The organism is Inhella gelatinilytica (assembly GCF_016093295.1).
Lineage (GTDB): Bacteria > Pseudomonadota > Gammaproteobacteria > Burkholderiales > Burkholderiaceae_C > Inhella > Inhella gelatinilytica.
In genome coordinates this window covers 102,243-127,338 of the sequence record NZ_JAEDAL010000004.1, presented here as the reverse complement: position 1 = coordinate 127,338, position 25,096 = coordinate 102,243, and the positions used below count along the sequence as shown (strand labels likewise).

General features: G+C 65.9%; 18 protein-coding genes. 15 read left to right on the top strand and 3 right to left on the bottom strand.

Translation table 11 applies throughout. The features are described from left to right. Nucleotides 1-314 precede the first annotated feature (314 nt). Nucleotides 315-722 (top strand): hypothetical protein, encoded by a 408-nt coding sequence (locus I7X43_RS10185; RefSeq protein WP_198100829.1) that lies wholly within the window; start codon nucleotides 315-317, stop codon nucleotides 720-722. A gap of 234 nt (nucleotides 723-956) precedes the next feature. Here the strand turns inward: I7X43_RS10185 and mpl are convergent, their stop codons facing one another. Genes mpl through thiD form a run of 3 tightly spaced genes read right to left on the bottom strand, consistent with a single transcriptional unit; the run spans nucleotide 957 to nucleotide 4,631 of the window. Continuing rightward, on the bottom strand, nucleotides 957-2,321 hold the full coding sequence (gene mpl, locus I7X43_RS10180; RefSeq protein WP_198100828.1) for a UDP-N-acetylmuramate:L-alanyl-gamma-D-glutamyl-meso-diaminopimelate ligase: 1,365 nt from the start codon (nucleotides 2,319-2,321) through the stop codon (nucleotides 957-959). 60 nt (nucleotides 2,322-2,381) lie between these two features. Beyond that, nucleotides 2,382-3,671, bottom strand: coding sequence for a glutamate-1-semialdehyde 2,1-aminomutase (gene hemL, locus I7X43_RS10175; RefSeq protein WP_198100827.1), 1,290 nt, complete (start codon nucleotides 3,669-3,671; stop codon nucleotides 2,382-2,384). Between the two features lie 12 nt (nucleotides 3,672-3,683). Beyond that, a complete protein-coding gene (thiD, locus tag I7X43_RS10170; RefSeq protein WP_198100826.1) occupies nucleotides 3,684-4,631 on the bottom strand; it encodes a bifunctional hydroxymethylpyrimidine kinase/phosphomethylpyrimidine kinase in 948 nt (315 codons plus the stop codon). A 204-nt stretch (nucleotides 4,632-4,835) separates the two neighbouring features. Between thiD and I7X43_RS10165 the strand changes: the two genes are divergently transcribed. From I7X43_RS10165 to I7X43_RS10100, 14 genes are all read left to right on the top strand, one after another. Beyond that, nucleotides 4,836-4,988 (top strand): rubredoxin, encoded by a 153-nt coding sequence (locus I7X43_RS10165; protein ID WP_198100939.1) that lies wholly within the window; start codon nucleotides 4,836-4,838, stop codon nucleotides 4,986-4,988. A 30-nt stretch (nucleotides 4,989-5,018) separates the two neighbouring features. Continuing rightward, on the top strand, nucleotides 5,019-5,396 hold the full coding sequence (locus I7X43_RS10160; protein WP_198100825.1) for a response regulator: 378 nt from the start codon (nucleotides 5,019-5,021) through the stop codon (nucleotides 5,394-5,396). Nucleotides 5,397-5,414: 18 nt separating this feature from the next. Next, nucleotides 5,415-5,780, top strand: coding sequence for a response regulator (locus tag I7X43_RS10155; protein WP_216860121.1), 366 nt, complete (start codon nucleotides 5,415-5,417; stop codon nucleotides 5,778-5,780). Nucleotides 5,781-5,802: 22 nt separating this feature from the next. Then, nucleotides 5,803-6,318 (top strand): chemotaxis protein CheW, encoded by a 516-nt coding sequence (locus tag I7X43_RS10150; protein ID WP_198100824.1) that lies wholly within the window; start codon nucleotides 5,803-5,805, stop codon nucleotides 6,316-6,318. 55 nt (nucleotides 6,319-6,373) lie between these two features. Beyond that, on the top strand, nucleotides 6,374-8,641 hold the full coding sequence (locus I7X43_RS10145; RefSeq protein WP_246480325.1) for a methyl-accepting chemotaxis protein: 2,268 nt from the start codon (nucleotides 6,374-6,376) through the stop codon (nucleotides 8,639-8,641). A gap of 23 nt (nucleotides 8,642-8,664) precedes the next feature. Next, nucleotides 8,665-14,982, top strand: a complete 6,318-nt coding sequence (locus I7X43_RS10140) for a FimL-related protein (protein WP_198100823.1) — start codon at nucleotides 8,665-8,667, stop codon at nucleotides 14,980-14,982. 40 nt (nucleotides 14,983-15,022) lie between these two features. Further along, nucleotides 15,023-16,057, top strand: a complete 1,035-nt coding sequence (locus I7X43_RS10135; protein WP_198100822.1) for a GGDEF domain-containing protein — start codon at nucleotides 15,023-15,025, stop codon at nucleotides 16,055-16,057. A 77-nt stretch (nucleotides 16,058-16,134) separates the two neighbouring features. Continuing rightward, nucleotides 16,135-16,830: a TetR/AcrR family transcriptional regulator gene (locus tag I7X43_RS10130; RefSeq protein ID WP_198100821.1), complete on the top strand. Its 696-nt coding sequence runs from the start codon at nucleotides 16,135-16,137 to the stop codon at nucleotides 16,828-16,830. Next, a complete protein-coding gene (locus I7X43_RS10125) occupies nucleotides 16,827-18,221 on the top strand; it encodes a TolC family protein (RefSeq protein WP_198100820.1) in 1,395 nt (464 codons plus the stop codon). The genes I7X43_RS10130 and I7X43_RS10125 overlap by 4 nt, the downstream gene beginning before the upstream one ends. Nucleotides 18,222-18,224: 3 nt before the next feature. Next, nucleotides 18,225-19,331 (top strand): efflux RND transporter periplasmic adaptor subunit, encoded by a 1,107-nt coding sequence (locus I7X43_RS10120; protein ID WP_198100819.1) that lies wholly within the window; start codon nucleotides 18,225-18,227, stop codon nucleotides 19,329-19,331. An 18-nt stretch (nucleotides 19,332-19,349) separates the two neighbouring features. After that, complete coding sequence (locus tag I7X43_RS10115; protein ID WP_198100818.1) at nucleotides 19,350-22,442, top strand: efflux RND transporter permease subunit; 3,093 nt, start codon at nucleotides 19,350-19,352, stop codon at nucleotides 22,440-22,442. Nucleotide 22,443: 1 nt separating this feature from the next. Further along, nucleotides 22,444-23,409: an alpha/beta hydrolase family protein gene (locus I7X43_RS10110; protein ID WP_198100817.1), complete on the top strand. Its 966-nt coding sequence runs from the start codon at nucleotides 22,444-22,446 to the stop codon at nucleotides 23,407-23,409. A gap of 27 nt (nucleotides 23,410-23,436) precedes the next feature. Further along, nucleotides 23,437-23,916 carry a GNAT family N-acetyltransferase gene (locus I7X43_RS10105; RefSeq protein ID WP_198100816.1) on the top strand — a complete coding sequence of 160 codons (480 nt, stop codon included), beginning with the start codon at nucleotides 23,437-23,439 and terminating at the stop codon, nucleotides 23,914-23,916. Between the two features lie 26 nt (nucleotides 23,917-23,942). Further along, entirely contained in the window at nucleotides 23,943-25,094 is a 1,152-nt protein-coding gene (locus I7X43_RS10100) for an esterase/lipase family protein (protein ID WP_198100815.1), read from the top strand. The last annotated feature ends 2 nt before the right edge of the window (nucleotides 25,095-25,096 follow it).

Below are 25,096 nucleotides of genomic sequence, written 5' to 3'. Positions count from 1 at the left end.
TCACTGGCATGATGCTCTTGAACTCACAAGGCGCCCAGCCCCTCAGAAGGCGCCAGTGCGCACTTGCAGTAGGGCGCAGTTTTTGGCTTGATGAAAACGCAGAGAACAAGGGAAAACGTCATGCTCGACAAGTACTTGCCATCGAATGACCGTGCCGCATGACGCAGCACCGGTTGTCATTGCGCGGTCTTCTGATAACAGGTTGGGCGTCAACACAGAAGCCGTTTGTGCTGCCCCGTCTCTCCACCCTCTTGCCAATGCGTCCGGCGGGGGGTATTCGTCAGGCGTCTATGCGATTGGCAATTTCGCTCTCAATGCTCGTTCTTACCGGTTGCGGTGCATTGCGTTCGCCAACCATTGCAACCATAGCAACCGTTCAGGCTGCGCCCCCAGGGTGCGAGATGACGATCGAGGGGTATTTTCCGGATATGGCCCACGATCCAATTGGCCTCATCTTCAGTGGAAGATCCAAGATCACGGCTAAGGTACTGCTCCCATCTCTCGCCGGCACAATTGATGGCCGCCTAGTGAAAGTCCAATACCAGGGGGAGCGCGGTGAGCCCTGGGGCGGCAATACAAAGCTGAAGGGGACTGTCGTCTTTCAGTCCAATCAGGTACGTATCTCCCTCTCCCACATCGTCAGTGAACAACTGTCCGACCCGATGCTTTTCAACGGCAGCTACACACTGATCGGTGCAACGACTTGCTCAGATCGCCTGTAGCTGCCGCCGTCCACCTGCATCATGACGCTGACGCCCAACCCCTCCATCAAGCGGACAGTCGCCGGCACGCCGACCTCCGCCGCTCATGTCGAACTTTGAGCGACTGCTCCCAGGCCAGTTGGTGAACCCAGCCGACCAGCCGCTTGGGGTCGACAAGAGCCTCCGAAACGTCCGAGCAAATCCAAGTTTCTAGTCGTAACACAGCGACTTGGGCGCAGTGCGCTCCTCGATCCCTTAGGCCCGGGCGGCCAAGCTCCGGAGGAGCCGCTCATGGATGCCGCCAAAACCCCCATTGCTCATGCAGAGCAGGTGGTCGCCCGGTCGGGCCGCGGCCAGGACTTGGCGCACCAAGGTTTCGATGTCGTCTGCAACCAGGGCTTTGTCCTCCAGCGGGAGCAGCGCGGCCCGGGCGTCCCAGCTCAGGCCCCCTTGGTGGCAGAAGCTCAAGTCCGCCTCTTCCAGCGCCCACGGCAACTGGGCCTTCATCGTGCCCAGCTTCATGGTGTTGGAGCGCGGCTCGAAGATGGCCAGCAGCCGCTCGTTGGGGCCGATGCGTCGGCGCAAGCCTTCCACCGTGGTGCGGATGGCCGTAGGGTGGTGGGCGAAGTCGTCGTAGACCTTCACGCCGCCGGCCTCGCCGCGCAGCTCTAACCGGCGGCACACGCCCTCAAAGCGGCTCAGGCTGGTGGCGGCAGCGTCCAGCGGCACGCCAACGCTTTCGGCCGCAGCCAAGGCGGCGAGTGCATTGAGCTGGTTGTGCTCACCGCTGAGGCCCCACTCCACGCGGGCCACGCGCAGGCTGCCGCGCAGCACATCGAAGGCATGGGGCTCGCCCCGGGCGCGTAGCATGCCTGGCTCTTCCTTGCGGGCGCCAAAGGCTTGCACGGCACTCCAACAGCCGCGGGCCAAGACGCGCTGCAGCGCCTCTTCGCGTGCGTTGACGATCAAGCGCCCCTCGCTGGGCACCGTGCGCACCAAGTGGTGGAACTGGGTTTCGATGGCCGCCAAGTCCGGGAAGATGTCGGCGTGGTCGTACTCCAGGTTGTTCAGGATGGCGACCCGGGGCCGGTAGTGCACGAACTTGCTGCGCTTGTCGAAAAAGGCGGAGTCGTATTCGTCGGCTTCGATGACGAATGGGGCACCGGCCTGACCGAGGCGCGCGCTGGTGGGGAAGTTTTTCGGCACGCCGCCGATCAAATAACCGGGCTGCAGCCCCTGATCCTCCAGGATCCAAGCCAGCATGGCCGTGGTGGTGGTCTTGCCGTGGGTGCCGGCCACGGCCATCACCGCTCGGCCCTGCAGCACGTGTTCTTGCAGCCATTGCGGCCCACTGGTGTAAGGGGCGCCGGCGTTCAGGATGGCTTCCATCAAGGGGTTGCCGCGGCTGACGACGTTGCCCACCACGTACAGGTCGGGCTTGAGCGCCATCTGGTCCGGGGACCAGCCTTCGATCAGCTCGATGCCCAGCTGCTGCAGCTGGGTGCTCATGGGGGGATAGACGTTGGCGTCGCAGCCAGTGACGGTGTGGCCGGCCTCACGGGCCAGCGCGGCCAGGCCTCCCATGAAGGTGCCGCAGATGCCGAGTATGTGCAGGTGCATGATGGAACAACGGGCACCCGAGGTGCCCGTGGGGATTCAATTCAAAAGGAAGGGGAGGGGTCAGGCCCAGGCCTGCTCGGCTGCCGCCAGCGTGGCAGCGATGTCGGCGTCGGTGTGCGCGGCACTGACAAAGCCGGCCTCATACAGCGCGGGCGCGAAATAGACCCCTTGGTCCAACATGGCGTGGAAGAAGCGGTTGAAGGCCGGGCCATCGGTCTTCATGACTTCCTGGTAGTTCTGCGGCAACTGCGGCAGCAGGAAGAAGCCGAACATGCCGCCCTCGCTGTCGATGCTGAAGGGCACGCCCCGGCGATCCGCCACCGCTTTGAGGCCCTGGACCAAGCTGCGGGTTTTGGCACTGAGGCTCTCAAAGAACCCGGGCTGGCTGATCTCTTGCAGCGTTGCCAGGCCGCAGGCGGTGGCTACCGGGTTGCCCGACAAGGTACCCGCCTGGTAGACCCCGCCCAGGGGGGCCAGCTTGGCCATCACGTCGCGCCGGCCTCCGAAGGCTGCCAGCGGCATGCCGCCGCCGATCACCTTGCCCAGCACGGTCAGGTCGGGCGCAAAGCCAGGGATGGCCTGGGCATAGAGGCCTTGGGCACAGGAGAGGCCCACGCGGAAGCCGGTCATCACCTCGTCCAGGATCAGCAGCGCCCCGTATTGGGTGCAGAGCTCGCGCAGGCGTTTCATAAACGGCACGCTGGCCCGCACGAAGTTCATGTTGCCCGCGATGGGCTCGATGATGACCGTGGCCAGCTGATCGCCATGGGTCTGGAAGGCGGCTTCGAGCGCTTCGACGTCGTTGTAGGGCAGCACCAGGGTGTGCTGGGCCACCTCGGCCGGCACGCCGGCGCTGGTGGGGTGGCCAAAGGTGGCCAGGCCCGACCCCGCCTTGACCAGCAGGGCGTCGGCATGGCCGTGATAGCAGCCCTCGAACTTCACCATCAGGCTGCGGCCGGTGAAGCCACGCGCCAGGCGGATGGCACTCATGCCCGCTTCCGTGCCCGAGCTGACCAGACGCACCTGCTCGATTGAGGGCAGCAGCTTGATGATGGCCTCGGCCAGTTCGATCTCGCGCTCCGTGGGGGCGCCAAACGAAAAGCCCTCCAACACCGCGCGCTGCACGGCCTCGACCACCTTGGGGTGACCGTGGCCCAGGATCATCGGCCCCCAGGAGCCGATGTAATCGACGTACTGCTTGCCGTTGGCATCCCAAAAATAGGCTCCTTGGGCACGGGCGACGAAGCGGGGCGTGCCGCCCACGGCGCGGAAGGCGCGAACCGGCGAGTTGACACCACCCGGAATCACAGCCTGGGCGCGCTCGAACAGAAATTGATTGCGGTCCATCATCACAACTACTTTTCAATGCATGCGTCGGGAAGGGGGCGAGCTCGTATTGCCCTCCGCGTCGGGCTCAGAGCCGGCGGGCCCGGACCCGCCCGGCGAGTCGTCTCCCATTTCGTCTTCGGGCGGAAGGGCCCAGAAATACCGGTCGGGAATGATTTGGCCCATGCCGGGCTGGAAGCCCGCATCCAGACTTTGGTCAAGAAAGGTCAAGGCCTCCCCGACCGCCTCGTGCAAGGGCAAGCCCTCGGCCAGCAACGCGGCGAGGGCGCCGGACAGGGTCTCGCCGGCGCCGATGAAGCTGGCTTCAAAGCGCTCGAATTTCTCGCCGGTGATCGGGCCTTGAGGTCCCGCCAAGACGTTGTCGACATGCTGATTGGGCACCACGATGCCCGTGACCAGCACATGGGCTGCGCCGGACTGATGGGCGGCGTTGGCCAGTTCACGGGGCGAGGCCGGGCGGCTGTTGTCCCATTCGGGCAGCAAGAACTCGGTCAGTGCGGCGTGTGAGCCCACCAGCACCTGCGTCTGCGGCAGGACCAACTCGCGGAGCGCGTCGTGATAGCTCACCTGCTGCTCGTCGTCGAGCCAAGGTGTGGCCCCCAAATAAGTCACCAGGGGCAGGTCCGGATAGTCCGACAGCACCTCGGCGACCGCGGCCACGGTTTCGGCCGAGCCCAAAAAACCCACCTTCCAGCCTTGAATGGTGATGTCCTCCAGCACGGCGCGGGCCTGCTCGACCACCAACTCGTCGTCCAGTGGGTGAATGTCGAACGACTCGGCGGTGTCGCGGACCAGGACCCCTGTGACCACGGGCAATAGGTGCGCGCCCATGGCGGCGGCCGTGGCTTGATCTGCGGCCAAGCCGGCGGCCCCGGTGGGTTCGCTGACGTTGAAGCTCAGCACGCAGGGCGGGGCCGTCGCATCGTCGGCCGCCGCATCGGGCGTCTCGAGTTGTGGGTTCATGGTGGTGGAGTTGCAGCCGCAAGTGCCGCGCGTTTAGCTGCTTTAGGGCCCGCTTGACCCTCGGGCCTTCCCCAGGGGAAAAACGGACGGGCCACTGAGGGAGCGTGTCTAGAATCGATTCATTGTAGTAAGCCCTCCATTTCGGGGGGGCTCTTCGAGGAATTCAGTTTGTCGACCACTGTGAGCACTGAGCTTTGCACTTGGATGTGCCTGACTTGCGGATTCATGTACGACGAGGCCGCGGGCGATCCGGAACATGGCATTCCCCCTGGAACGCGCTGGGCTGACGTGGATCTGAACTGGACCTGTCCCGAATGTGGGGCCAGAAAAGACGACTTTGAAATGGTGCGGGTTTGACCGAGTTCAACGGGAAAACCAGGAGGGCCTATGTCCAATGAAGCAATGCTCAAAGTGCTGGTGATCGATGACAGCAACACCATTCGCCGCAGTGCGGAGATCTTCCTCAAGCAGGGGGGGCATCAAGTGGCGTTGGCTGACGACGGTTTTGATGCGCTGGCCAAACTCAGCGATTTCAAACCCGACTTGGTGTTTTGTGACATCCTGATGCCGCGTCTGGATGGCTACCAAACCTGCGCCATCATCAAGCGAAACGCCGAGTTCACCCATGTCCCCGTCATCATGCTGTCCAGCAAAGACGGACTGTTTGATAAAGCGCGTGGGCGCATGGTGGGCTCGCAGGATTACCTCACCAAACCTTTCACCAAAGACCAACTGCTGCAGGCGGTCCAACAGCACCGCCCCTAAGGCAACCCGAGTGGCATCATGAGTATTCAAAACATCCTGTTGGTGGACGATTCGAAAACCGAGTTGCATCACCTCTCTGAATTGCTGACCAAGCGTGGCTTTGCCGTGCGGACGGCGGAGAACGGTGAAGAGGCCTGGAAACGGTTGGAAGAACAGGTGCCGGACCTCATCCTGATGGATGTCGTGATGCCGGGCCAAAACGGCTTCCAACTGACGCGCGCCATCACCCGTGACGAACGCTATGCCAAGGTGCCGGTGATCATGTGCACCAGCAAGAACCAAGAGACCGACCGCGTTTGGGGGCTTCGTCAGGGCGCCAAGGATTACGTGGTCAAGCCGGTGCAGGCCGAAGAACTGCTGGCCAAGATCAAAGCCCTGGGCTGATGAATCAACAACAGGCCCAGGCATGAGCAACAAACAAGCGCTGCGGGACTTCCAGGCCCGCTTGGCCCAACGACTCCAGGCGGTTCGAGAGCAAACCCAAATCGCCAGTTGGCTGGCCGTGGATTGCGCAGGGTTGGGCCTGCTGTTGCCGCTGTCGCAGGCGGCGGAAATCTTCTCGCCGACGGCCATGACGTTGGTGCCCTACAGCAAACCTTGGATGCTGGGGGTGGCGAACTTGCGCGGTGGCCTGCACACCGTGGTCGATATGGCCCAGTTTTTGGGCCTGCGGACCACCCGGCCCGAAGCGACGGGTGGGCGTCTGGTGGCCTTGAGTCCCGAACTGAACACCAATTGCGCGCTCTGGGTGGACCGACTGCTCGGGTTGCGCAGCGACGATCAACTGACGCGTGTGGCGCCGTCTGAAAACCGGCCACATTTCGCGTCAGAACAGCGACAGGATGACAAAGGGCGCCTGTGGCAAGTGGTGGATCTGGATGCGCTGGTGCGCTTCCAGCCCTTTTTGGACATTGTGAACTGAGGGCTGTCGCCCTTTTGTTTTTCTTCTTCCCGCTCAAAGCAAGACGAGGCACGAGATGAGCCTGCTGGACAAGATGAAGTCTTCCAATGACCGTGGCGCGGACGGCGCACAAGCCGACGCCCCCGACAGCGTGTACGAAGCGGTGCACTTGGAAGGGCAGGCGCAAGACGGAGAGCCGAGCCTGATGCCGCCGCCCGACAGTGCGTTGAGCGGTTTCTCGGACACCGGCGCCGCTCCGACCACCCAATTCAGCACCATGGAGCCGCTGCCCAGCGATGCGACGCCGCAGCGTCGTTTCCGGGGCCAAAACGTGTTCACCTCCCTGGTGGCGGCCGGTCTGGCAGGTACGCTGGTGGCGGTGGGCAGCAACGTGTGGTTGGCCAAACGCAATTCGGATCAGGTGCGGGAAACCGGTCTGGCCCTGATGCAGTCGCAGCGTCTGGCCAAGGCCATTTCGACCGCCATGGTGGGCTCGCCGGCCGCGTTCGACGAATTGAAAGAATCGCTGGAAAAGACGGCGAGCGTGACGCGCAACCTGATGACAGGCGAAGGCACGCTGGCCAAGGCGTCCGGGGCAGCCTTGGAGCAACTCACCCCGCTGATGCCCATGGTGGACCGCGCGGAAAAGTCCGTGAAAGTCGTGCTGGGTACCAAGGACGTGCTGACCCAAGTGGGTACCTCGTTGCGCAACATCAACCGCATGTCGTCGGACCTGCTGGAGTTGGCCGAGGGCGTGGCCGGGTTGGAATTGCAAGGTGGTGGGTCGCCCGTGGAAATTGCGGCCTCGGGTCAGTTGGTGATGCTGACCCAGCGCATTGGCAAGAGCGCCGGTGAATTCCTGACGCAGGAAGGGGTGAGCCCGGAGGCTGTGTTCTTGCTGGGCCAAGACTTGAACTCCTTCCGTGAAATCACGAACGGCCTGCTCAATGGTTCGAAGGACCTGGGGCTGCCTGCGGCGCGTGACGCGCAACTGCGGGACAAGCTGAAGAAGCTGGCCACCGAATTTGAAGCCACGAACCAACAGGCCAAGGCCGTGTTGAACAACATGAGTGGTCTCGTGGCGGCTCGCGAAGCCGCGGGGGTGGTGCTGAAGGATTCCGAACCGCTGCGCAAGGGCTTGGAGACCGTCTCGAATGAGCTGAATGAGGCGGGGGGGTTGGCCTGGTGGCAGATCCTGCTGCTGGCCGCGTCGCTGGGCGCCCTGGTTTACGGGGCGGTGGGCTTCTTGCGCTTGTACATCGCCGGTCAGCAACGCCGTGCGCAGCTGGCTGAAGAGCAGCGCCGCCAAGCGCAGGCCCAGGAATTGGAGGCCAAGCGCGTTAACGACGCCAACCAGGCGGCCATTTTGCGGTTGATGAACGAACTGGCTGCGGTGGCCGATGGTGACTTGACGCAGCAAGCCACGGTGACGGAGGACATCACCGGGGCCATTGCGGACTCGGTGAACTACACCGTGGAAGAGCTGCGTACGCTGGTGTCTCAGGTGCAGGGCACGGCGATTCGGGTGACGGAAACCACGCAGCAGGTTGACCAGACGTCGACCGAACTGCTGGCCGCCTCGACTGAGCAGCTGCATGAGATCCGAGCAACGGGTGACGCGGTGTTGCAGATGGCCGGCCGAATCAACGAGGTGTCGACCGAAGCTCAGGCGGTGGCCCAGGTGGCCCGCCAGTCCCGGGAAGCCGCGGAGCAGGGCCGGGAAGCGATGGAAAACAACCGCAGCGGTATGAACGCCATCCGCGACCAAATTCAGGACACCTCCAAACGGATCAAGCGCTTGGGTGAAACCTCCCAGGAAATTGGTGAAATTACCGAACTGATTTCCGACATTACCGAACAGACCAACGTGCTGGCACTGAACGCCGCCATTCAAGCGGCGTCCGCGGGTGAAGCCGGTCGCGGCTTCTCGGTGGTGGCAGAAGAAGTGCAGCGGCTGGCTGAACGCTCCGCCGACGCCACGCGCCGCATTGCGGCGCTCGTCAAAGCCATTCAGACGGACACGCAAGATGCCGTGGCCGCTATGGAGCGCTCAACGGCTGGGGTGGTGCAGGGGACCCGACTGTCCGACGCCGCCGGTCAGGCCCTGGTGGAAATTGATAGCGTGGCCCGCAAGCTGGACGAGATGGTGGGCGACATTTCCAACCGCGCGCTGCAAGAAGCGGCCTCGGCCAACGAAGTGGCCTCCAACATCCAGCACATTTTTGCGGTGACCGAACAGACGTCCGAAGGGACGCGATCGACGGCGCGCATGGTGCACGAACTGTCCCGTTCTGCTGATGCTCTGAAGAGCTCGGTGGCCCGATTCAAGGTCAGCAACGCCTGATTTCACCTGCGGCTTGGGTTCACATGACCTCGTCATCCATTCCGGAACTGAACGACTCTGCCGATCTAACGCCGCTGGCGTGGGTCCAAGAAGAAGTCCGGCGCACGCTTGAGGGTGTGCACAAAGTCTTGCGCCGTACTGTGCGCGAGTTCGATTTGCGCAGCGCCACGGGTCAACACGACCCGGAGCAATTCACCCTGACCCTGACCCCGGTGGCCAACCATCTGCATCAGGTTGCCGGCGTGTTGCGCATGGTGGGGCAGCCCGAGGCTGCCCATTTGGCGCGGGCCAACGAAGGGCTGGTGCGTCGCATCTTGGCCGAGCAGCGCATTGGCGCGGACGAGGCCGAAGCGCTGGAGCGGGCCGACTTTGCGCTGTTGACCTACATCACGCGGTTGTTGGCGGGCAACCCGGTGTCCCCGTTGGGGTTGTTCCCCACCTACCGACGAGTGCAGGAGTTGGCGCAAGCCGATCGCATCCACCCGGCGGATTTCTGGGCCAACAATTTCAGTTGGCAGACCCTGCCGCCGCCGCGCTTGAGTTCGTCGCCACCGCCCTTGGAGGCGTTGCGCTCGGCGTTTGAGACGGCTTTGCTGCGGCAAATGCGCCAGGCCACCACGGCCCATGCGGCCCAGTTGGCGGAGCTCTGTGTGGGGTTGGCGGTCGCCTTTGGCGACGAGCCCCAGGCCAGTTTCTGGCAATTGGCGGCGGCGCATTTTGAGGCACAGGCGCTTGGGCAGATTGACGCCGATGCCTTCGTCAAACGATTGGGCTCTCGCTTGTTGGCCCAGTTGCGGAACCACGTCCAAGGGCATGCGGCGCCGGCTGATCGGCTGGTCCAAGACCTGTTGTTCTATTGCGCGCAAAGTGGTGATCCGCCCGAAGGGCGCGCTCCGCACTTGCAGGCGGTGCGTGTGGCCTATGGGCTCGATGGCGTGCTGACGGGGGACTATGCCGATGAAACGCTGGGGCGCATTGATCCGAGCCTGATCACCCAAGCCCTGAAGCGGGTGCACGCGGCCAAGGAGACCTGGGGCGCGGCTGCGGAGGGGGAAATGGCCCGGGCCGCGGGGATGGACGATGCCTTCTCGGCCCTGGGGGAATCGCTCCAAACCCTGTTCCCGCAGTCCGAAGTGCTGGCCCAAACCTTGCAGCGTGCGGCCGTGCTGACCCTGCGCGCGGGGCAGCGGCCCCCGGCGGCTTTGGCCATGGAGATGGCCACAGCTTTGCTGTATCTCGAGGCGGCTTTGGAAGACGCGACGTTCGACGCGCCGGAGCAGGTGGAGCGGGTGCAGCGAGTGGCGCAGCGCGTTCAGGCCGCGGCCTCCGGACAAGCCGACGAAACGCTCGAGCCCTGGATGGAGGAGCTCTTCCGCCGTGTGGCCGACCGCCAAACGCTGGGCAGCGTGGTTCAGGAGTTGCGTCACAGCCTGACCGAGGTGGAACGGCAAGTCGACGAGTATTTCCGGCAGCCCTCCGAGCGGGCGCCCTTGATTCCGGTGCCCAGTCTGTTGCAGACCATGCGGGGGGTGTTCAGCGTGCTGGGTTTGGACCAGGCCGCCTTGACCGCCTTGCGCATGCGCGACGAGGTGGACCGCCTCAGCAACACCGAAGTGGACCCCACGTTGGAAGGGCCGCGTGCGGTCTTTGATCGGTTGGCCAACAACCTGGGCCAACTCGGCTTTTTGATCGACATGCTCGCGGTTCAAGCCCCGCTGGCCAAGTCCATGTTCCGGTTTGATGAGGCTTCCGGTGAGCTCAAGGCCCTGATGGAGCGGGAGCGCCTCGTGGCCGCGCCAGCGGTGCCTGCGGTCGTGCAAGAGACACGCGCGGCCTTGGCAACCGACGACCCCGAAGCCCAGCGGGCGGAATTGGCTCGCTTGGCGCTGCAAGCAGAGGCCGACGATCGGCCGGCCTTGGCGACTGCTGCGGACGCTGCGGCCCGCCACCTGGAATCCGCATTGCCGGCCCTGCCGTCGCTGGATTTGGCCAGCCTTGATTTGCCCTCGCTGGAATTGGAGACGCCCGCACCGGCCGAAGCACCGGCGGCGACCGCCGAGTTGCAGGCGCTGGTGGCTGAACCGCCGCCGGTTTCAGTGGATGCGGCGCCGGCAGCGCTGCCCGCCAGCGATGAGGAGCTGGACGAGGAGATGCTGGACATCTTCCTCGAAGAGGCCGAAGAGGTGCTGGAAACAGCACGCGCTGCTTTGGCGACCCTCAAGGACGATCCCCGCAATCGCGGTGAATTGACCACCGTCCGACGCAGTTTCCATACCCTGAAAGGGAGCTCCCGCATGGTGGGGCTTCAGTCCTACGGGGAAGGGGCTTGGGCCTGCGAACAGCTGTACAACGACTGGTTGGCGGACGAGAAGCCCGCCACCGATGCCTTGTTGCGCTTTAGCTTTGACGCGGTGGAGGAGCTGGCCGCGTGGCGACAAGCCATTGCGGATCACGCGGCGGGCGCCTACACCCCGGTCGCCCTGCAGCAGAAGGCCGACGCGTTGCGACTGGGTCGGGCCCAACCGGCGTCCGTGGTGGACTTTGACCACACGCAACCCCCCGCTGAGATCGAGGTCCATCCCGATTTCGAGCATACGCAACCGGCTTTGGAGGCCGAGGACATGCCAGTCGATGGGGAAACCGCCCCGTCGATCGAGTCGCTGGGCTTGGTCCTGGATTTGGACCTGCCGGCCGAAATGCCCGCGCAAGTGGCTCCCGCGGCAGCCGAGACGCCCGAGTCCGTTGCGACCACGGAGCCCGGGGTGGACGATGGCGTTCCGGCGCCCGACGCGCTGGAGATGGAAGTTCCGGATGCAGCGGTCGAGCCCGAGTTGGTGGCCGAGGAGGCGCTGTCCGAGGGCTTTGACCTCGACCTCAGCGTGCCAGAGCCGGCCGAGCCGGTGGCCGCGCAGGCCTTGCCCGACTTCGAGTTGCAGTTGGATCTCGGCGAGCCGGCTCTTGAAGCCGTGGCCGCCCCGACGTCGATCGCCGAAACGGCCGAAGCCGAGCTGGACTTTGCCCTGGACTTCGGAGATTTGGGTGGTGCGCCCGCCGTCGAGGCCCCGGCCGACCTGTCGGTGGACGTGCAAGGTGGGACGGTCGAAAGAGACGCAACCCCCGAGGACGGTGCAGAGGCGGTGGTGGTGGACACCGCCGACGGGGAGCCGTCGGCCGCGGTGGACGCGCTGAGTGTCGCCGCGGTATCGGACGCTGGAGAGACGCTGGACGCCGAAGCCCTCGTACCGGAAGCGGTGGCAGGGGAGTCGGTCTCGGTGGACTCGACCCTGCCGATGGACCCCTCCGGCGAGACCCTCGAACCAGCGGAACCCGTCACCGAGGCAGAGGTCGCTGCGGCAACGAACGACGACGAAACCCGTCAAATTGGCTCGCTACGAGTGCCGCAAGCCTTGTTCAGCATCTTCATTGGCGAGGCTGACCAGCGGTCTACACGCCTCATGCTGGAGTTGCAAGACTGGGCGGCCCACGCGGATGAGGCGCCTCCGAGCAGCACCGAGGTCTATGCGCATGCCCTGGCCGGAAGTGCGGCAACCGTGGGCTTCGACGCCCTGTCAAGTTTGGCGCGGGCCCTGGAGCACGCCTTGGGCCGGGCGCAGCGCACGCGGTGCTTCTCGGCGGAGGAGACGGGGCTGTTTACGCGGGCGGCGGACGAAATCGCCCATTTGCTCCATCAGTTTGCGGCAGGATTCTTGAAGGAACCGGGTGAGGGGCTGGTGGAGGCCTTGCAGGCCTACCAGCCGCAGATGCCGGTCGCCCTCGATTCCGCGCCCGGTGAATTGCTGGAGGAGGCCCAGTCGGCCGCTCCGCGGTTGGCCACGATCGAGTTCTCCGACGAAGAGTTGGCGGGTATCGACAGCGAGCTCTGGGACATCTTCGACGAAGAAGCGGCCGATCTGCTGCCGCAGCTGCACGCCCGTTTGCGCGATTGGATGGGCCATGCGCAGGACGGCAGTCGGGGTGACGCTTGCATGCGGGTCCTGCACACGTTCAAGGGCGGGGCGCGCTTGGCGGGTGCCATGCTGCTGGGCGATTTGGCCCACCAGTTGGAATCGGATATCGAGGCCCAAATGGCGCGCGGCGACCGCGTGGCCGCGGACTTGCTGCCGCTGCAGGATCGGGGCGACGAACTCGAGGCGGCGTTCGAGGGCATGCGGCAAGCGTTGGTTCGCAAGGCCCAGCGCCCAGCGGTCCCGGTTGCCGAAGTGCGGGCGGCGCCTGAGGCCGAAGCCGTGGATTTGGTTCTGGGTGAGGCCGATTCGAGCGAAGAGTCTGTCGACCTGCTTCTGCCCGAAGACGTGCCGGCGACCGAGGCTGCCGCCGAAGAGATCCCCGAGGTCCCCGAAGCGCGGGTACGCGAACTCGTGCCCTTGCCGGAGCCCGAACCGGAAGTGGTCGTGGCACCCGATGCAGTCGATTGGAGTCGATTCGCTGGTGTCGGGGCGTTCGAAATTTCGAGTGCGGATGCAGCGCCCCTGGTCAGCGGGCAGTCCCTGGTGCGGGTGCGTTCGGCGCTGCTCGACCGCATGGCCGCGCAAGCTGGTGAGGTCTCGATCCGACGGGCGCGGATGGAGAACGAGCTCCAGCAGATGAAGACCGCCCTGCTGGAGTTGGACGACAACCTGGAGCGCCTGCGCACCCAGTTGCGCGAACTGGAGGTGCAGGCCGAAGCACAAATCACATCGCGCCAGGAACAGGCCGCCGCCGCGGGGGATGACTTCGATCCGCTCGAGTTTGACCGCTACACGCGCTTCCAGGAATTGACCCGAATGTTGGCCGAATCGGTCAACGACGTGGCCACGGTTCAGCGCTCGTTGCAGCGCAACGTGACGCAGGGCGAAGACGAATTGGCGGCACAGTCGCGCTTGACACGCGAGCTGCAAGACGATTTGTTGCGCAGCCGGATGGTGGAATTTGATTCGCTCACCGAACGCTTGCATCGTGTGGTCCGCCAAGCGGCCCGCGAAGGCGGCAAGCAGGTCCAACTGGAGGTGCAGGGCGGCGGCATCGAATTGGATCGCGGTGTGCTGGAGCGCTTGATCGGGGCGTTCGAACACTTACTGCGCAACTCGGTGGCTCACGGCATTGAAACGCCGGCCGAGCGCGAAGCGGCGGGCAAGTCGCCCATGGGTTCGATCCGCATCAAGTTGTCGCAAGAGGGCAACCAGGTGCTGATCGCGTTCAGCGACGACGGTGCGGGCCTGAACTTGGCACGCATTCGGGACAAGGCCCTGAAGCAAGGTTTGGTGCAAGACGGGCAGACGGTCAGCGACCACGACCTGATGCAGTTGATTTACGCCCCTGGTTTCTCGACCGCCAGCCAAGTGACCGAATTGGCCGGGCGCGGCGTCGGCATGGACGTGGTGCGCGCGGAAGTGAACACCTTGGGTGGCTACGTGATGACGCGCAGCCAAGCGGGCAAGGGGGCGGAATTTGACCTGCGCGTACCGCTGACGACCGCACTGACGCACGTGGTGTTGCTGCGTTGCGGCGAAGTGCAAGTGGCCGTTCCCGCCAGCTTGGTTGAAACCGTGCTGCGGGTGCCCAATGCGCAGTTGAGCCAGGCCTACGCGTCGGGTCGCCTGCAAATGGGCGCCTGGGACGTGCCGGTGTACTGGATGGGCGGTCTGCTCGCCCACAACGACCATCCCCAACTTCATGGCAAGCATGCTGCGGTGTTGGTGATGCGGTCGGGCCCGGACCGGGTGGCAATCCACGTGGACGAAGTCGTGGGCAACCAGGAAGTGGTGGTCAAAAACCTGGGACCGCAGTTGATGCACGTGCCGGGATTGGCTGGGATCAGCTTGCTGCCCAACGGCGGCGTGGCGTTGATTTACAACCCGGTGGCCCTGGCCGAACGCTATGGTGCGGCAGCCAATGCCCGTGCCCACGAGGGCGGGGCGGAGGTCATTGCACCAGTCGAAGCGGCCGAAGTGCTGGCCCCGCTCATCATGGTGGTCGACGATTCGCTCACCGTGCGCCGGGTGACCAGTCGCTTCTTGGAGCGCGAGGGCTTCCGCGTGCAGCTGGCCAAGGATGGTCTGGACGCCATGGAGCAATTGGCGCGTGACGAGTTGCCGCACTTGATCTTGTCGGACATCGAAATGCCGCGGATGGATGGCTTTGACTTGGTGCGCAACGTGCGGGCTGACGAGCGCTTGCGGGCCTTGCCGGTGATCATGATCACGTCGCGAATCGCAGCCAAACATCGGGAGTACGCCGATGCCTTGGGCGTTCAAGGCTACCTGGGCAAACCCTATGACGAGCAGGCCTTGAAAGAGTTGATCCTCAAGCACACCAAAGCTGCGGCCGCAGCGCTCACCTGAGGCACAAGCAAAGGGTCGCCTCGTGCGGCCCGACCCCACCATGAGCAAGGTTGTTGAACAGCTCGCCGAACTGACTGGGTACAAGGACCGGGATGTCATTGACGTCACCCTGGTCGTTGCGCTCAAGGATTTGCTGGGCCCGGAAGGGGTGAGCATTTACCGTGCCGTGGGGCCTGCGGGGGACCAGCGCTGGATGACCCGCGCCCAGTTGGCGGTGGGCCAAGTGGTGCCCCGGGCGGACGCGCTCACGGGCCGGCTGGAAAGCTTGCCTGGTTTGGACACCTTTCCCGTGCGTCTGGCCTGTTTGCAGCGGCGGGAGTTGTTGGAAACCCAAGCCGGTGACTTGTTTGTTTGCTGCTTCCCGCTGGTGTCCGAGCACGACGGCGATGGGGTGCTTGAGGTCACCAGTAGCCAGCACCTGACTAAGCTTGAGAAGCGCACGGTTAGCGCTATCTTGCGGGTCTTCCACAACTTCCAGGGTTTGCTGGACTACTCTGAGCGAGATTCCCTCACGGGGTTGCTCAACCGCAAGACCTTTGACAGCAGTTTCCTCAAACTGCTGGGCGAGTCGCCGGGTCTGCCGGTGGGCGTGTCGGTCGAAGACCGCCGCCACGAAGCCCGTGCCAGCTACTGGCTGGGCGTGATTGACATCGACCATTTCAAGCGGGTCAACGACGGTTTTGGCCACCTGATTGGCGATGAAGTGCTGTTGCTGCTCTCGCGTCTCATGCGCACGTGTTTCCGCTACCACGACCGGCTGTATCGCTTTGGGGGCGAGGAATTCGTGGTGCTGATCCGCTGTGACGAGGGGGAGGAGGCGCAAGCCGTGTTTGAACGGCTGCGCCAGCAGTGCGAAGCCTTTGCCTTTCCCCAAGTCGGGCGCGTCACCTTGTCGATCGGCTTCACCCACGTCCGCAACCCCGATACGCCCACGGCCTCGTTTGACCGAGCGGACAAAGCGGTCTATCACGCCAAGCACAGCGGCCGAAATCAGGTGTGGTGCTACGAGCGCTTGGTGGAAGCCGGCGTGCTGACCGAAGAAGTCAAAAAAGACAGCGACATCGAGCTGTTCTGACCGAAACCCCTTCATTCTGAAGGGACATCATTAGAAATATTCAAGCAAGCGCTTGATTGATTCGGTAGCATCCGGCCATGCCCGAGATTGCTTCCCCGCGTCGCCCCCGAGGCCGGCCTCGCCAAGACCATGAGCCCCAAGCGCGCGAGCGTCTTCTGGATGCGGCAGCACGTCTTTTTGCCGATCAGGGTTTTGCGGAAACGTCGACGCGAGAAATTTGCACCGCCGCGGGCCTGAATGCCGGGGCCATCCACTACCACTTTGGGGACAAGGACGCGCTGTACCGCGCCGTTCTGGCGCGACCTCTGGAGGCGCTGCATGCGGGCCTGCTCGGTGCGGCCGGTCAGGGTGGCGAGTTGCGCGGCGTGCTCCAGGCGTTCTTGGGTTCCTTTTTGCAGGAGCAAGGCACCGAGACCGAGTTGCGCCTGCACTTGCGAGAGTTGCTCAACCCCAGCCCGGTCTATGCCCGCACGGTGGTCGAATTGATTGGCCCTGCACAGCGGGCGTTGTCCCAACTGCTCGCTCAGCACATGGGCCGCCAGCCGTCTGATGAGACCGTATTGCAACTGGGCTATGGACTGGTGGCGATGGCGCAAGACTATTGCCTGTCCCGGGCCTTCATCGCCGTGCTGACCCCGGGCTACCTGGAGGCCCCCGACGTCAAGGAGCGCATCCTGCAGCGCTTGCTGGATTGGGCAGAGGTCCTGGTCGAGCACGAACGACGACGCGCGCTGGCGCACGCCGCCCCTTTCAACCCCTCAGAAACCGCATGACCCTGATCCGACTCCTCCCCTTGCTTGGCGCCGGCCTGCTCGGCGCCTGCGGTGTGCTCCAGCCGCCCGCGCCGCCACCCGCGCCCGCACCGACGCAATGGCAGGCCGCTTGGCCATCGTCCAGCGAGACCGCGGCCGCGCCCTCGATGGCCACTTGGTGGCAGCGATTTGACGATCCCCACCTGGTGGCGTTGCAGGCCCAAGCCCGGGCGCGCAGCCCGGAGCTGGCCCAGGTGGCGGCCCGGCTGGCGCAGGCCCGGGCCCAGGCAGACGCCGCGGGTGCGCTCCGTGGCCCCCAGGTGGCCGCGGTCGCCAGCGGGCAGCGTGGGCAGGCGCTGCCCGGTTTCCAGCTCAGCAGCACGGCCCAAGGTCAACTGCAGGCGGCTTGGGAGTTGGACTTGTTTGGCCGCCAGCGGGCACAAACGGCGGCGGCCTTGGCCCAGCGGGAGGCCGCGGCCGCGGCCCTGGCCGGGGCCCAGGTCAGCCTCAGTGCGGAAGTGGCCCAGGCCTATCTGGCCTACCGCCATGCACAGCAACTGGCACGGCTGGCGGATGCCGACGAAGCGGCCGCGCTGCGTCAGCAGGCGGCGGCGCAAGCGGCGGCCGGCGCGGGACTGCTGTCCCCCGCGCAAGCGAACGAGGTGGCGCTGGGCGTCGCGGGGGTGCGCATCGACGCTGCTGCGCTGCGCCAGCGTGCCGATCTGTTGCTGCAGACCTTGGCCGTGCTGGTGGCTGACGAAGCGGGGCCGCTGCAGCAGCGTCTGGGTGAGGCCCCGCCGCGGCTGGCCCCGGCGTTTGCGGCGCCGCGCGGCCTGCCCACGCAACTGCTCGCCCAGCGGCCCGATCTTGTGGCGGCCCGCGAGCAGTGGGTGGCGTCTGTGATGGCCTGGCGGGGCGCGGAGGCGGCGCGCTGGCCGCAGCTGCAGTGGGGGGCCTTGATCGGCGAAGGCCGGCTGGAGCTGGGCGGGGGCACGAGCTCGGGGCGCGTATGGTCCGTGTTCCCCACGCTGAGCTGGCCGCTGTTCGATGGCGGCTTGCGCCAGGCCCAGGCGAGCAGCGCGCAGGCGCAGGAGGCCGAGGCCCGTGCGGCCCTGGAGGCCCGCTGGCGCGTCGCCGTGGCCGAGGTCGAGCAGAGCCTGCTGGAGGTGACGCGGACGGAGTCGCAGTTCGCCACCATGCAGGCCGCGATGGGCCAGGCTCAGCGGCTGGATGCCAGCGCGGCCCAGCAGGCCGCTGCCGGTCTGATCAGTGGCACCGAGCGCGCGGCCGTGCAACGCCAATTCATTGCCGCTCAGCGGCAGGCGCATGAACTCGCCCTGGCCCGGTCCGCGGCCTGGATTTCGCTATATCGCCGCCTGGGTGGCGGCTGGTCCCCCGAACAAGAGTCCTGATTCATGAAAACGATTTCTCGCACGGCCTTCACGGCGGTCTTCACTGCGGCGCTCTCGTTCCCCCTGCTGGTGGCAGCCCAGGCCCCAGCCCAGGCCGCTTCCGATGCCGGGCCCAAACCGGCGCTCAAAGTGCAACTCGTGCCGGCCCAAACCCAGCAGGGCACCGTGACCGTGGCCGCGAATGGCAATTTGGCGGCCTGGCAAGAGGTCTCCGTGGGCGCTGAAGTGGGTGGGTTGCGCCTCGTCCGGGTCGAAGCCCAGGTGGGTGACCGGGTGAAGAAGGGCCAACTGCTGGCGCAGTTCGCGACCGAAACCCTGGAAGCCGAATTGGCCGCCGCCCGCGCCGCCCTGCAAGAGGCGACGGTCGCCGCGCAAGAGGCGCAGCGCCAGGCGGCCCGACTGCAAGCCGTGGCCGGTACAGACGCGGTCTCGGCCCAGCAGGTGGAGCAGGGGCAGACGGCCGCTGCCGCCGCGCAGGCACGCCAAGCCGTGCTGCAGGCGCAAGTGCGGGGCGGTGAGCTGCGTCTGTCCTACGCCCGGTTGATCGCGCCGGACGACGGTGTCATCGTCTCGCGGGAGGCGGTGCCGGGGTCGCTCACGGCGCCGGGGCAGGAACTTTTCCGTCTGATTCGCCAAGGCCGCTTGGAGTGGCGCGCCGAAGTGCCGGCCACGGAGTTGGCGGCGCTGAAGCCCGGCCAGAGTGTGCGGGTGACACCCGCCGGGGGGCCGTCGCTGGAGGGCCGCGTGCGCATCGTGGCCCCCAAGGTGGACCCGCAAACGCGCAATGCCTTGGTCTACGTGGACCTGCCCCAGCCGGGCACGGCGCGGGCCGGCATGTTCGCGCGCGGCGAGTTCCAGATTGACCAGCGCAGCATGCTGACCCTGCCGCAAACCGCCGTGCTCTTGCGCAACGGCTTTGCCTATGTGTTCAAGGTGGACAAGGAGCAGCGGGCGCGCCAGACCAAGGTCGAGTTGGGGCGGCGCCAGGGCGACGCGGTCGAGATTCGCAGTGGCCTGCAGGCCGGCGACGCGGTGGTGGCCCAGGGTGTGGGCTTCTTGGCCGAGGGCGACCGCGTCCAGGTTGTGCCCGTGGGCAAGACGGCCAAATAAAGGGCGAGGGCGCGCACCATGTTGAATGTTTCGTCCTGGTCGATCCGCAAGCCGGTTCCGTCCATCCTGCTCTTCATCATGCTCACCGTGGCCGGTGCGCTGGCCTTTCGGGCGATGAAGATCCAAAACTTCCCCGACATCGACTTGCCCACGGTCATCGTCACGGCGAGCCTGCCTGGCGCGGCACCCGCGCAGATGGAAACCGAGGTGGCGCGCAAGATTGAGAACAGCATTGCCTCGATTCAGTCGCTCAAGCACACCTACACCAAGGTGTATGACGGTGTGGCGGTGGTGGCGGCTGAATTCCGTCTGGAAAAGGCCACGCAAGATGCGATGGACGATGTGCGCGATGCCGTAGCGCGCGTGCGCTCTGACCTGCCCGCCGAGCTGCGCGACCCGGTCATCAGCAAGATGGACCTGGCGGCCAGTCCGGTGCTGGTCTACACCCTGGCCTCTGACCGGCGAGATGAAGAGGCCATCTCCTGGCTGATTGACAACGAGGTCAGCAAAAAGCTGCTCTCGGTGCGCGGGGTCGGGGGTGTGGCTCGGGTGGGCGGCGTGAAGCGGGAGTTTCAGGTGGAACTCGACCCAGACCGCTTGCTCGCGCTGCGGGTCAGCGCCGCCGAGGTCTCGCGCCGGCTGCGCGAGGTGCAGCAGGAGGCGCCGGCGGGTCGGGCCACCGTGGGCGGCATCGAGCAGTCCATGCGCGTGCTGGGCACGGTGCAAGACGCGCAGCAGCTGGCCGCTTTGGAGATTCCGCTCTATGACGGGCGCCGTATTCGCCTGGATCAGGTGGCAACCGTGAAAGACGGTGTGGCCGAGCGCCGCAGTGCCGCGCAGCTGGACGGCAAACCCGTCGTGGCCTTTGAGGTGACCCGCGCCCGGGGGGCGGGGGAGGTCGATGTGATGCACGGCGTGCGCGCCGCTCTGGCCGACATTCAGGCGGCCAACCCCGATTTGCAGTTGGTGGAGGCCTTCAATTTTGTCGACCCGGTGGTGGAGAACTACGAGGGGTCGATGGCGCTGCTGCTGGAAGGTGCACTGCTGGCGGTGCTGGTCGTGTGGCTGTTCTTGCGTGACGGCCGCGCCACCTTTGTTTCCGCCGTGGCGCTCCCGCTCTCGGCCATTCCCACGTTTCTCTTCATGTACTGGATGGGGTTCACGATCAACATCGTGACCTTGCTCTCGCTCTCGCTGGTCATCGGCATCTTGGTGGACGATGCCATCGTCGAGATCGAAAACATCATGCGCCACCTGACCATGGGCAAGACGCCCTTCCAGGCGGCCATGGAAGCGGCGGATGAAATTGGCATGGCGGTGATTGCCACCACCTTCACCCTGATCGCCGTGTTCTTGCCCACCGCCTTCATGAGCGGGGTGCCAGGCAAGTTCTTTGTTCAGTTCGGCTGGACGGCGGCGCTGGCGGTTTTCTTCTCGCTGGTCGTGGCGCGCATGCTCACCCCCATGATGGCTGCCTACCTCCTGAAGAAGCCCACCAAGCCCCACCCGGAGCCGTTCTGGATGCCGATGTACATGCGCTGGGCCAAGTGGTGCTTGCAGCACCGCGGCAAGACCCTGGCCGGCATCGTGGCCTTTGGTGTGGCCAGCTGCGCGCCCCTGTTCCTCGGGGCCATTCCGGGCGCCTTCATTCCGCCCGATGACTTGTCGCAAACCCAGGTGTACCTGCAGCTGGAGCCCGGCAGCCGCTTGGCGCAAACCCAGGCCGTGGCCGAGGCCGCGCGCAGCCGCGTGGCGGCCCACCCGCATGTGAAGCAGATCTACACCGCCATCGGCGGCGGCGCCGCGGGCTCCGACCCCTTCCAGGGCAGTGGTGCTCCGGAGGTGCGCAAGGCCACGCTGACCCTCAACCTCACCAAGCGTCAGGATCGCCCGGGCGTGAGCAAGCAGCAGATCGAGCGTGAGCTGCGCGAGCGCCTCGCCGACCTGACCGGTGTGCGCGTCAACGTGGGCTTTGGCGGCTCGGCCGAGAAATACATCCTGGTGCTTTCCGGTGACGATGGCGACACGCTGCTGGCGCATGCCACCCAGGTCGAGCAGCAGCTGCGCACCTTGAAGGGCATTGGCCAGGTCACCAGCAGCTCCAGCCTGCAGCGGCCGGAGCTCGTGCTGCGCCCCGACTCCGCGCGTGCCGCCGACCTGGGGGTGAGCACGGCCGCGATGGCCGATACCTTGCGCATCGCCACCAGCGGGGACTATGACCAGGCCCTGCCCAAGATCAACTTGGCCGACCGCCAAGTGCCGGTCGTGGTCAAGCTGCCCGATGCGGCCCGCAGCGATCTGGACCTGATCAAACAGCTCACCGTGCCTGGCACGCATGGCCCCGTGGCCCTCCAACAAGCAGCCGAGGTGGAGCTCGCGGCGGGCCCAGCGCAGATCGATCGCTTTGATCGCGCGCGCAACGTCAACTTTGAGATCGAACTCAATGGCCGCGCCTTGGGCGAGGTGGCCGCTGAGGCCGACCAGCTGCCGGCGCTGAAAAACCTGCCGCCGGGCATTCAAAAGACGGTGACGGGCGACGCCGAAGCCTTTGCGGAGCTGAGCGCGAGCTTCCTGCTGGCCATGGGCACGGGCGTGGCCTGCATCTACATCGTGCTGGTGCTGCTGTTCCACGCCTGGGTGCAGCCGGCGACGATCCTGGTCGCTCTGGTGCTGTCCATCCCAGGGGCCATCCTGGCGCTCTTTGTGACGCAGACCGACCTGTCGATGCCGGCCATGATCGGCATGATCATGCTGATGGGCATCGCCACCAAGAACTCCATCTTGCTGATTGAGTACGCCATCGTCGCCCGTGACGAGCGTGGCCTGTCGCGCCTGGAGGCGTTGCTGGACGCTTGCCACAAGCGTGCTCGGCCCATCGTGATGACGACCCTGGCCATGGGCGCCGGCATGCTGCCCATCGCCCTGGGTTTTGGCACCGACCCGAGCTTCCGCGCGCCCATGGCGATTGTGGTGATCGGGGGCTTGATCACCTCCACCTTCCTCTCGCTGTTGGTGGTGCCCGTGGTCTACACCTGGGTGGACGATGGCGTGGCGTGGTTCCAGCGCCGGGTGCGTCGTCAGCCTGGGGCAGCCGCCCAGCCGGAGGCTTGAGGTGCGGCGCCGCAGTCTTTTGATGGCGGGCGCCGGCGGGTTGCTGGCCTGCACCGGCACCTGGGCGCGTGAGGAGCCCAGCCCGCGCGAGGCGGAGGTCGTCCAGCCCTGGCGGGCAGAGGAGTGGGACTGGGTGGACGAAGCCCGTGGCCGCGACGTGCCGGTGCGGCTGTACCTGCCGTCGGCGGAGGTCAACCACCCGCTGCCCTTGGTGCTGTTCTCGCATGGCATCGGGGGCTCGCGCCGCGGCTACTCCTACCTCGGTCAACACCTGGCGGCCCAAGGATTTGCCAGCCTGCACGTGCAGCACGTGGGCAGCGACCGTCGGCTCTGGACCGGCAATGTCTTTCAGATCTTCAGCCGCCTGCAAGATGCCGCGCGGACCGAAGAGGCGCGCGCCCGGGCGCATGACGTGCGCTTCGCGCTCGACCGCCTGCTGCTGGAGCGCCCGCAGGTGGTGGATGCCCAGCGCATCGCGGTGGCGGGTCACTCCTATGGCGCCAACACCAGCCTCTTGCTGGCGGGCGCGGCCATTCCGGGGGAGCCGCAGCCCCTGGCCGACCCGCGCGTGCGCGCCGCGGTGTTCATCTCAGCGCCGCCGTTGCATGGCGTTCCCGCACCCGAGCGCGCTCTGGCCGCCATCCGAGTGCCCAGCCTGCACATCACGGCGACGGATGACGTCATTCGCGTCCCGGGCTATCACAGCACGGCGGCGGAGCGCATGGCGCTCTTCCAGGCCACGGGCAGCGCGCTCAAGCGCCTGGTTGTGTTTGCGGGTGGTTCGCATTCGGTGTTCACGGACCGTGGCGGCACGGGCGGCGTGATGGCCAACCCCCAGATCAAGCAGGCCACCAAGGAGGTGGTGAGCGAGTTCCTGCGCGGCGTGTTGGATGTCGGCTCGGTGGACCATCTCAATGCCTGGGCCGAGCGCCACCAGGACCTGCTTGCCCACTGGGCCGCAGCCTGACGAACGAAAGACAGGACGAAAGACCGCATGCCCCCCGTGATTCGAAGCGCCACCCCCGCCGACGTGCCCACGCTACTGGCACTGATCCGCGAGCTGGCGGTTTTTGAGAAGCTGGAGCACCTGGTGCAAAGCGATGCGGCGCTGCTCACCGAGCATCTGTTCGGCGCTCAGCCCGTCATCGAGGCCGTGGTGGCGGAGGTGGAAGGGAAGGTGGTTGCCTTCGCGCTGTTCTTCCGCAACTACTCAACCTTTTTGACCAAGCCGGGCCTCTACCTGGAGGATCTCTACGTGCAACCCGCGCACCGCGGCGCTGGGCTGGGCGAAGCCCTGCTGCGCCACCTGGCGCAACTGGCGGTGGCGCGCGGCTACGGCCGTTTCGAGTGGAGCGTGCTGGACTGGAACGAGCACGCGATTCGCTTTTACGAGCGCATGGGGGCTCAACTCATGCACGATTGGCGCATTTGCCGCGTGAGCGGTGATGCCTTGGCGCAGCTCGGCGCGCGCTGAACCCCTCAACCCATGCTGGAGCCCTGATGCCCCAACCCGCTGGCTCCAACGATTTCACCGGGGCCGTGCGCCTCGCCACCCAGGGTTCGCTGGCCTTGATTCGCCTCGTGGAGGCCATGCATGCCCGCATCCAAAGCGTGCCCGGCTTGCCCGCCCCGACGGCGGAGCGCACCGGCGGCGTGACTGGCTTGGTCTACCGCACGGTGAGAGGGGTGACGCACCTGGTGGGCGGCAGCACGGAGGCCTTGTTGGGGCTCTTGCCTGAGGCCGTAGCCCGCGGCCCGCGCAGCCCGCGCCATGACGCCGTGGTGGCGGCGCTCAACGGCGTGCTCGGTGACCACCTGGAGGCTACCCACAACCCCCTCGCGCAGCCCATGCAGCTGTGCAGCGCCGGGCAGCCACTCACGCTCAGCCGTGCGGCCCTGGCAGCGCGCTTCCCCGAGCCCAGTGCCGGCGTGCTGGTGCTGGTGCATGGCCTGTGCATGAACGACCGCCAATGGCACCGCAAGGGCCACGACCATGGCGAGCACTTGGCCGCGGCGTTGGGGCTCACCCCGCTGTACCTGCGCTACAACACCGGCCTGCCCCTGATGGAGAACGGCCAGAGGTTCGCCCGCCTGATGGCGACGTTGCTGAAGCACTGGCCCCACCGCCAGGCGCGCGTGGTGCTGGTGACCCACAGCATGGGTGGCCTCGTGGCGCGCAGCGCGTTCCATGCCGCTGCGGGGGCCGCCTGGACACGCCGGGTCAGTGACCTGGTCTTTTTGGGCACGCCGCACCTGGGGTCTCCGCTGGAAAAGGCCGGCCACGGCGTGGACCAGCTCTTGGACGCTGCGCCCTATGCCGCCCCCCTGGCCCGGCTGGGCCGTCTGCGCAGCGCCGGCATTACCGACCTGCGCCATGGCCTGCCGCCCGAGGTCGGCCTGCCCCCCACCCCGCCCAAGGGCCCTGAGTGCTGGACCATCGCCGGTGCTTTGGGAGCGGCCCCGGCCACCCTGCAGCCCCGGCTGTTGGGCGATGGGCTGGTGCGCTTGCCCAGCGCCTTGGGGCAACACCGGGACCCTGCCCGCCGCTTGCCCTTCGCGGCGGATCACCAGTGGGTCGCCCCAGGCGTGGGCCACCTGGACTTGCTCAGCAGCCGCGCGGTGGCCCGGCAGTTGGTCGACTGGCTGGCTTGAAC